Below are 7,412 nucleotides of genomic sequence, written 5' to 3'. Positions count from 1 at the left end.
GGTAGCACCGCCAACCCCAAGGCTCGTTTGTTGCTGCTTCATGGGGTGGGATCGAACGAAGCCAACATGGCCAGTCTGGCAGCCTCGCTGCCCGCAGGAATTGAGATTCTGTTGCTCCGTGGCCCATTACAGATTGGGCCCCAAGGCTTCGCGTGGTACCAGGTCAACTTCACCAGCAATGGACCGTCGTTCAACCAGGAACAAGCGGAATCCAGCCGCCAACTTTTGCTCCGATTCATTGAAGCACTTCCTCCGCTGCCAACCGTTATTGCCGGTTTCAGCCAGGGCGGCATCATGAGTTCCAGCGTGGGTGTAACAGAGCCAGAACTGGTCGCCGGTTTTGCACTACTGAGTGGGCGGATGTTGAGGGAAATTGAGCCGCGCATAGCTTCTCAGGATCGCCTTAAAACAGTGTCGGCATTTATCGCTCACGGGCGTTACGACAATGTGCTGCCGATCGATTGGGCAAGGGAAGCCGATGCGTGGCTAGAGAGAGTTGGCGTTGCTCATCAGACCCATTTCTACGATATGGGTCACGAGGTAGTTCCTGAAGAACTAGCAGACTTCTCGCAATGGCTGCGCCAAACACTGTCACTTTCTAACTAACGCTTTCTTACCGAATACAAAGGAACACTGACATGATTGATTCACGCACCGCTCCCTACGCGGCTTTCGTTATGCGCCTGGCACTTGGCATCATGTTCGTCGCTCACGGCCTTACCAAAGTATTGGTATTTACTCCTGCGGGCACCGTCGGGTTTTTTGAGTCCATCGGTTTCCCGGGCTTCTTGGCCTACCCTGTCATGGCCTTCGAAGTGATCGGTGGTTTGATGCTGGTACTGGGTGTTTGTACGCGTTGGATTGCCGCACTCGCAGTGGTTCAGCTCTTCGTTGCTGCTACCGTGCACTTCGGCAATGGCTGGAGCTTCACCAACGCCAACGGTGGTTGGGAATATCCGATTTATCTGGCAGTGACTGCGCTGGTTGTGGCGCTGCTGGGTGACGGAGCTTTTGCTGCCAAGCCATCCAAAGCGTAATTACTGCGGCCCTGGTAGACACTGAAGCCCTTGATCAATAATCAAGGGCTTTAGTGTTTACTAAATCGCGTATACGTTTTTTAGCAGAATCGAAACGTCGCTATCGCCGACAATGGTTCATCGACCAGTAAGATAACTAAGCCAGGCGAGCAGTCATAAATTCTACGAAAGCCTTTATCTTCGGCAGCGGCTGTCGGCTCGACGGCCAAAGAATGCTGAACGTTCTATGGTCACGCACGTACCGTTCCAGAACCGGCACCAATTTCCCTTCAGCAACTAAATCCTCAACAAAGAAGTCAGGGAGACATGCAATTCCCTGCCCCGCCTGAGCCATCGCAAGCAAGGGTTCAATCGCATTGGCTGTGGCTGAATGAGGAAGATCGACGCTGACCTGACGCCCTCTCGAAACCAATGGCCAGGGATCAAGTTTGCCGCTGGTGGGATATCTATAGCGCAGGCATGAGTGAGTGCAGAGGTCCGATGGGCGAGTCGGGACACCACGTGTCGAGAGGTAATGCGGTGAAGCTACCAAACGATGGCTGTAGCCATTAAGTTTGCGCATGACCAAGCGTGAATCCTCGACATCGCCAATACGCATCACGGCATCAAAACCCTCTTCAATCACATTGACCAGCCTGTCGCTGAATTCAAGTTCCAGTTCAACCTCGGGAAACGCTTGCTGGAAGGCAATTAGATGAGGCATGAGTCTCATGCCCAGTTGTGGCAAACCAAGTCTCAGCTTTCCTTGTGGCTTTCCTGCAGCTTGGGTGAGCTCGCGCTTGGCAACCTCGAATTCGGAAAATATCCGGTTACAGCGCTCAAGGAATAACTCGCCTTCTGCGGTCAGAGTTATCGCCCGTGTTGACCGGTGGAAGAGCCGGACGCCGAGGTCCGCCTCCAGTCGCGCCACAGCTTTGCCCACCGCTGATGAAGACACACCAACCCGGCGACCGGCCTCGGTAAAACTGCGCGTTTCCGCTGTGCGAACAAATGCACTCAACGCCCCAAAGTGGTCCATGCTCGCGCCTCCAATTTGATCTTTTAATTCCTGAATGATTGGAATTTTAGCCTATTTTTCATTTCAAAAATTCAGCTTATAGTCTTCGGCATTAAGACTTATGCCGTTAAGCCTGGATGACGTTCTGATGCCATCCATCTACACGAGACTCTTTTGAATGACATTGACACCCCTCGATTCCGAACTTTCCCCAGAACTCAAGCAACACCGTGGCTATTCGCGTGTATTCCAGCCCGGTCATTTAACCTTTGGCTTTATTGCCCCTTTGGAAAGTTATCCCGACGGCCCTGCTCCAACCATGGAAAACCATGCGGCATTGGCGCGAAAAGTGGATGAAGCCGATTTTTCCGCCATTTGGCTGCGCGACGTGCCTTTCTACGACCCGAACTTCGGTGACGTCGGGCAAATCCTTGACCCTATGGTCTATGCCGGTTTTCTTGCGGGCATCACCCATCAGATCACCATCGGTACTGCAGGTATTGTGCTTCCTTTACGTGATCCGTTGATCGTGGCCAAACAAGCGGTAAGTATTGATCAACTACTCGGTGGGCGATTTATCCTTGGGTTGGCAACCGGAGATCGTCCCATCGAATACCCCGCCTTCGGAATTGATTTCGACACTCGGGCAGCTCGTTTTCGTGACGCTCTCGCGCTTATTCGCGCGGCGACGGAACAGCGTTGGGCGAAACACTCGACACAGTTCTATGGCGAACTGAACGGAACCATCGACCTAATCCCTAAACCCGTAGGCGCGCGCATACCGACCATTGTCATTGGCCAGTCAGGCCAGTCGCTTGAATGGATTGGGGAAAACACTGACGGCATTCTTTCCTACATCTCAAATCCCGCTCTCCTCGCACAGGTGATTGAGCGCTGGCGCACCGCCTGCGGAGTGAATGGCTACAAACCCTACGGTTACGGCACCTTGTTTGAGTTGGATCGTAATCCAAACCAGCCAGTACAACCGGGCCGAGTTCTCCGCGCTGGGCGTAATGCACTGATTGAGCTTTGGAAGCGTCAGCAAGATCTCGGTGTGGGCCACGTTGCCTTGCATTTCAAACCTCAGCGCCGGGATGCATTAGAGGTGATCGAGGAGCTGGGTGAGTATGTCCTGCCTCATTTTCCAAGTCGGATATCCCCCGTCCACCAGCCAGATGTGGAGTAACAACAATGAAACTCGATCTTCACCATATGGATTTCATTTTTCAGACCTCTCTTGGCACGTATCCACTGGCAGCGCAATGCGAGATGCTTGCAGAGCACGGCTATCAAGGTCTTACGATGTCAGCATGGAGCAAAGACCTTAAATCGATCCCGTCGATCAAGCCCAAATGGGGCCTAAATGTTGGCGCGATTTATTTGATCTACCGCCAAGGACTGGAGTCGTTCGTCACCAACATCTTCGAATCCATTGAGGGCTGCTCAACCATCGAATTGGCTCTGCATTCAGGCGATGAAGTGACAGACCTGGACAGAAGAATACTTGAGCGTCTGCTGCCTATCTGCGAACGCCGTGGTCTGAGCATCTGTTTGTATCCTCATGCTAGGTACGGAATGCAAACCACGTCGCAAGCAGTCGCGTTGTGCGAAGAGTTCAACCATCCGCTACTGAACATTGTTTTCAACGGTTATCACTGGTACGCCAATCAGGAAAAAGCGTTGGAGGCACGTTTGGACGCTGTGTGGCCTTGGCTTAGCAACGTCAACATTGCGGGCACCAGACTCTCGCCGCTGGGATGGGGCGGACTGGCAACTATCGAGACTCTTGATGAGGGCGAGATGGACAATTTTGTCCTTTTGGGCGCCCTGCAGCGTCGCGGTTTCGACGGTCGCGTGGGCGTTCTCGGATGGGAAAGTATGGGCGGCGACGTCTTCGGCAATTTGCGTCGTTCGATAACCGCATTCCGCTCTATGGAGCAAAGACTGGCGGCCCACCCTGAATGGGCTGTTCTGGACGAGTCGACCTACTAGGCGTTGGAGTTAATTTATGGCTCATCCTATCCATGCGCTGGACTCCTTCTTCTACTCGTCGATGGGCGTCTACGCATTCCAGACACAGTGCGAAATGCTGGCAGAACTTGGCTATGACGGGATCACTGTCGCTGCTTGGGGGGGCACGCCGCTGACCGATCTGACGCTATTGCCGAGCGTCAACGAAATCCACGGTTTGAAAGTTGAAGCACTTTACGTGGTACTGCACGAGGGCCGCAACGACGCCATGGTGAAGCGTATCGTGGAGACCGTTGAGGGCATAGAACTCATTGAATTGGCGGTACAGACCTCCGTCAATGGTCGCGACGCGATCCTACGCTTCATCGAATCTTTGCTCCCCATTACCGAGCGTCGCGGATTGCGAATCGCTTTGTACCCGCACCTCCACCATGTCACGCAGACCACCACCCAGGTCGTGCAAATGTGCGAGTACTTCAACCACTCGCGCCTGGGTGCCTCCTTCAATGGTTATCACTGGTACGCCAGCCAAGAAGGAAAGCTTGAAGAGTGCCTTCAGGCCATGAGTCCTTGGCTCATGCAGGTTGTCACGTCCGGCAGTGCAATGTCGCAGTTGGGCTGGGGCGGCGTAGCGACTATGGAACCAGTCGATCGAGGGGAGATGGATAATTTCGCACTAGTCGCGGCGTTAAACCGAGTCGGTTATACCGGCAGTATCGGCGTGCTCGGTTGGGATTATGGCGGTGATATTTATCTCAAGCTGGAGCGATGCCTTGTGACGCTGCGCGATATTGACCGACGCCTGGAAACGCATCCGAACTGGGCTGATTTTCCACTGAAATAGTGGGTCGCCACCTCCCCTATCAAACCTGCTAGCAGGAGTATCCATGGCAGCGCTTTCTGTCCTTGACCTCATGATGAAAGAGTTCACGCCTATGTCATTGGATATAAATGCGGACTCGCCTCTGAAGCAGAGAGGTTTCGATGCATCAATGCGGGCAATTGCTCATTCCGTCAGACGTAATATTCTGGAATGGCTCAAAGAGCCTCATCTCTATTTTCCAGATCAGGAGTACGGTCAGGAGCTAGGGGTTTGTGTCGGTCAGATAACGCTGCGATGCGGCCTGGCCCAGTCGACGGTTTCGGGGCATCTGGCACTGTTAAAAGAGGCCGGGTTGGTCAATCTGAAAAAATCAGGCAGTGTGCATTTCCTTACCCGAAATGAAGCTGCAATCCGAAATTTCAGTGCCATCCTTAAGATACATATCTAGCGTCAGGGGCTGACACTATTCGACGATTCGCAGCAGGGCCTGTTCTGCCAAACAATCCAATAGCAATCAAAAAGATTGGATAGGATGAGAATTTGATTGGGTTTGCAAACACCCACTCAATGACATTTCCCTACTATGGACCGGGCCTGCCTACCTCAACCAATACAGTGAGAAATGTACATGCAGCTGAAAAGCCAAAGTTTCATTGACGGTGAAAAGATCCCTGGCGAATTTGCTTTCGCGATTCCAGATTCCAGCTCCCACATAAAGCTGTCATCGAACCTAAACCCTCATCTCGCGTGGAGCGACGTACCCGAAGGTACCCGATCGTTTGTTGTCATCTGCCATGATCCAGACGTGCCAAGCCAAGGCGACGACGTGAACCAAGAAGGTCGAGAGGTATCCGCCTCGCTGCCTCGTGTGGATTTTTTCCATTGGATTCTGCTAGATATCCCGAGCAGCGTTTCTGAAATTTCTGCAGGTTCACAATCGAATGCGGTAAAACCACACGGCAAGCCCGGCCCAACTACGCCTGAGGGCTGGCGGCACGGTATCAACGACTACACCAGTTGGTTCGCTGGCGATGAGCAAATGCAAGGCACGTACTTCGGTTACGACGGCCCGTGCCCACCATGGAACGATGCGCTGATTCACCGATATGTGTTTACGGTTTACGCGATCTCGGTCCCAAAACTGACAGTAGAGGCAGACCTCACAGGGGCAAATGTCCGTCTGGCGCTTACCAGCTCCGTGGTTCTAGGCCAAGCAAACCTGACCGGTTTGTATAGTCTGAACCCGAAAGTCTTTAATCACTAAGCACTTCAGTCTGGAAATGGTATGAACACTGTCACTCTAGAGCAGCACCATGTGACCGCTTCTCTAGAGTCGCCGGATAGCCTTGTGCCCTGGCGGCTGCCATCTTGCGCGCCCGTGCAAAGGCGCGGTCTGTGCAGCCTTGCGCAGCCCTCATTGCAACGCGCACAACGTACGCCTTGGTTCTTCTTTCAGGAGGCAACATTACTATTAGTCGCGTCGGGTCGGATGGATCTAAGTACTGAAAACATGACGATCTCAATAAATACCAGCACTCCATTGCTGCTGGTTGAGCCAGGCACCAGTGCAAACCTGCTGAAAACTCCGACCGGACCAGAGCAACTGTTTCGCTCTATTTTCCTGACCTTTTCCCCTGACCTGTTAACGCTATTCCAGCGCAGCAGGCCTTCAGAGCCCAAAGGTAACAGCACTCCGATATTCCAACAGGCGCCGTTGGATCATGAGCTCGAATCAACCCTACGACTTATATACGCAAGCATTGCGGCACCTGATATAAGCGAGGAACGCCTCAAATACCGACTGCTGGACCTGATTGCCGGGTTGGCAGAGCGAGGTTATTCCTATCGCAAAATCGAACCACCTGGCACCGCAGGACGCGTACGCGTGTTGATCGGCGAGGCTCCAGATCACCCGTGGACTGCCGGTGAAATGGGTCGTGAACTGGCCATGAGTGAGGCGACACTACGTCGGCGCTTGACGCAGGAGCGGGTACGTTTTGAGGAATTGCTCATCGACGTGAGAATGCACCACGCCCTGATGCTGGTTCAGACCACAGGCTGGAGCATCACACTGATAGCCCAGGCATGTGGATATAAATCACGTGCGCGCTTCTCGGAGCGCTTTCAACAACGTTTCGGGTATTTGCCTTCTACCGTCCGATAAACCCCGGCAGCGTCACTCGACGCACGGTAGGAAGAGTTTACGAATACACCGTCGCTGTATTCGGACTGGGCGGTATCGGACTCGCTTTTGTCCAGGGTGCACATCAGGCTCAGGTGTGCAACCGACCGACAAAGCGTCGAAGATCGCTGACGCATTGCTGCCAGCCATGAATCAAATAGGCGCCATACTCGCAACGCTCTGCACGACCAGCGCCTATTCACCACCCCCCTGATTTAGAGCGGTAGAGTAAGTTTTATCCAATACGCCTCACCTTCAGGACGGTTGCGAACATCACTTTCCTTTTGCCATTTGGCTGTGACGAACCAGCCCGACGAACTGCTGTATTTGATCGCAGGTCCAATTGCAAAAGCACGTCCCTTGCTGTCCTCTACAGTGTCACCGTTCTGTCGATCATCAGTG

The 7,412-nt window shown here is 53.3% G+C and carries 10 protein-coding genes; 8 read left to right on the top strand and 2 right to left on the bottom strand.

Features of this window, described 5'->3' with window-relative positions; all coding sequences use genetic code 11:
* Positions 1-606 (top strand): alpha/beta fold hydrolase (locus M0974_RS08870; protein WP_297835436.1); only part of this gene is annotated, 606 nt, incomplete at its 5' end.
* 32 nt (positions 607-638) lie between these two features.
* Positions 639-1,037, top strand: a complete 399-nt coding sequence (locus M0974_RS08865; protein ID WP_297835435.1) for a DoxX family protein — start codon at positions 639-641, stop codon at positions 1,035-1,037.
* Between the two features lie 136 nt (positions 1,038-1,173).
* On the opposite strand, the gene M0974_RS08860 is transcribed toward M0974_RS08865, so the two are convergent.
* Positions 1,174-2,055, bottom strand: coding sequence for a LysR family transcriptional regulator (locus tag M0974_RS08860; RefSeq protein ID WP_297835433.1), 882 nt, complete (start codon positions 2,053-2,055; stop codon positions 1,174-1,176).
* Positions 2,056-2,212: 157 nt separating this feature from the next.
* On the opposite strand from M0974_RS08860, the gene M0974_RS08855 reads away from it, so the two are divergent.
* The 6 genes from M0974_RS08855 (at position 2,213) to M0974_RS08830 (ending at position 6,992) form a co-directional block, all read left to right on the top strand.
* The gene (locus M0974_RS08855; protein WP_297835431.1) at positions 2,213-3,220 is read left to right on the top strand and encodes an LLM class oxidoreductase; all 1,008 of its coding nucleotides are present in this window, start codon (positions 2,213-2,215) and stop codon (positions 3,218-3,220) included.
* A gap of 5 nt (positions 3,221-3,225) precedes the next feature.
* Positions 3,226-4,026: a TIM barrel protein gene (locus M0974_RS08850; protein WP_297835429.1), complete on the top strand. Its 801-nt coding sequence runs from the start codon at positions 3,226-3,228 to the stop codon at positions 4,024-4,026.
* Between the two features lie 16 nt (positions 4,027-4,042).
* Complete coding sequence (locus tag M0974_RS08845) at positions 4,043-4,849, top strand: TIM barrel protein (protein WP_297835428.1); 807 nt, start codon at positions 4,043-4,045, stop codon at positions 4,847-4,849.
* Between the two features lie 148 nt (positions 4,850-4,997).
* Positions 4,998-5,276, top strand: a complete 279-nt coding sequence (locus M0974_RS08840; protein WP_297835437.1) for an ArsR family transcriptional regulator — start codon at positions 4,998-5,000, stop codon at positions 5,274-5,276.
* A 180-nt stretch (positions 5,277-5,456) separates the two neighbouring features.
* Complete coding sequence (locus tag M0974_RS08835; RefSeq protein WP_297835426.1) at positions 5,457-6,092, top strand: YbhB/YbcL family Raf kinase inhibitor-like protein; 636 nt, start codon at positions 5,457-5,459, stop codon at positions 6,090-6,092.
* Between the two features lie 246 nt (positions 6,093-6,338).
* Entirely contained in the window at positions 6,339-6,992 is a 654-nt protein-coding gene (locus tag M0974_RS08830; RefSeq protein ID WP_297835424.1) for an AraC family transcriptional regulator, read from the top strand.
* Positions 6,993-7,225: 233 nt separating this feature from the next.
* On the opposite strand, the gene M0974_RS08825 is transcribed toward M0974_RS08830, so the two are convergent.
* Positions 7,226-7,412, bottom strand: a 187-nt coding sequence (locus M0974_RS08825; protein ID WP_297835423.1) for a transporter, incomplete at its 5' end; no start/stop codon positions are given.

The organism is Pseudomonas sp. (genome assembly GCF_026224925.1).
Taxonomy (GTDB): domain Bacteria; phylum Pseudomonadota; class Gammaproteobacteria; order Pseudomonadales; family Pseudomonadaceae; genus Aquipseudomonas.
This window is presented reverse-complemented; position numbering and strand designations above follow the sequence as displayed.

Excerpts from the sequence above, each read along its gene's own strand:
- M0974_RS08830 (WP_297835424.1), top strand. The coding sequence starts at position 6,339 with ATGACGATCTCAATAAATACCAGCACTCCATTGCTGCTGGTTGAGCCA.
- M0974_RS08845 (WP_297835428.1), top strand. The coding sequence starts at position 4,043 with ATGGCTCATCCTATCCATGCGCTGGACTCCTTCTTCTACTCGTCGATG.
- M0974_RS08860 (WP_297835433.1), bottom strand. The coding sequence starts at position 2,055 with ATGGACCACTTTGGGGCGTTGAGTGCATTTGTTCGCACAGCGGAAACG.
- M0974_RS08840 (WP_297835437.1), top strand. The coding sequence starts at position 4,998 with ATGCGGGCAATTGCTCATTCCGTCAGACGTAATATTCTGGAATGGCTC.
- M0974_RS08850 (WP_297835429.1), top strand. The coding sequence starts at position 3,226 with ATGAAACTCGATCTTCACCATATGGATTTCATTTTTCAGACCTCTCTT.
- M0974_RS08855 (WP_297835431.1), top strand. The coding sequence starts at position 2,213 with ATGACATTGACACCCCTCGATTCCGAACTTTCCCCAGAACTCAAGCAA.
- M0974_RS08865 (WP_297835435.1), top strand. The coding sequence starts at position 639 with ATGATTGATTCACGCACCGCTCCCTACGCGGCTTTCGTTATGCGCCTG.
- M0974_RS08835 (WP_297835426.1), top strand. The coding sequence starts at position 5,457 with ATGCAGCTGAAAAGCCAAAGTTTCATTGACGGTGAAAAGATCCCTGGC.